Source organism: Neisseria sp. P0001.S005 (genome assembly GCF_051963715.1).
The window spans coordinates 1-790 of record NZ_JBQCTZ010000457.1 but is presented as its reverse complement, the minus strand read 5'-3'; the positions used below and the strand labels follow the sequence as shown (position 1 = coordinate 790).

General features: G+C 44.9%; 1 protein-coding gene. It reads right to left on the bottom strand.

The genetic code is table 11. The features are described 5' to 3' along the window. Positions 1–214: 214 nt before the first annotated feature. A partial coding sequence (locus ACTHSP_RS21030; RefSeq protein ID WP_440346888.1) for a sodium:proton antiporter occupies positions 215–790 on the bottom strand: 576 nt, incomplete at its 5' end.

Below are 790 nucleotides of genomic sequence, written 5' to 3'. Positions count from 1 at the left end.
ACGAATAAACGCAAACAACAAAGCTTTAGATTTTATCAGGTATAGGCTGCTTTATGTCAGTTTTACGCTTATTTTTACGGGAAAAGTGGGAAAAAGTAGGAATGTGTAATCGAGTGTTAAGGGAAATAATTTTTAACTGATTGATATTTAAACGCTATATTTGATGATATAGCTAAAAATAAAAGGCCGTCTGAATTTCAGACGGCCTCTAAGTTTAAAAGAGCTGCCAAACGAAGAAAACCATCGTATGCAGGGCAAACAGCGGTACCAATACAATTACCGACCATGCCATGTAGCCGAAGAAGGAAGGCATCGGCACGCCGCGTTGTTCGGCAATGGCTTTTACCATGAAGTTCGGCGCATTACCGATATAAGTGAGTGCGCCCATAAATACGGAACCCATGGATACTGCCAGCAGCGAATGGAACAGGTGGCCTGTCATCAAGGCTTGGGCATCGCCACCGGCCATATTGAAGAACACCAAATAAGTCGGCGCGTTATCCAAGAATGCCGACAAAATGCCGCTCATCCAGAAATACATTACATTAATCGGATTGCCTGCCGCGTCGTGAACCAAAGAAACAACGGAAGCCAATGCGCCTGTTTCACCGGCTTTCAAAATCGCCAAAACAGGTGAAATGGTAATGAAAATACCCAAAAACAGTTTGCCCACTTCGGCAATCGGCTCGAAGTTGAACTCATTGCCTGCGCGTACCTGTTTGGGCGTAATAATCCAAGATACGGCGGTCAAAGCCAGCAAAATGCCATCGCGCATCAGGTTTTGCAAGGC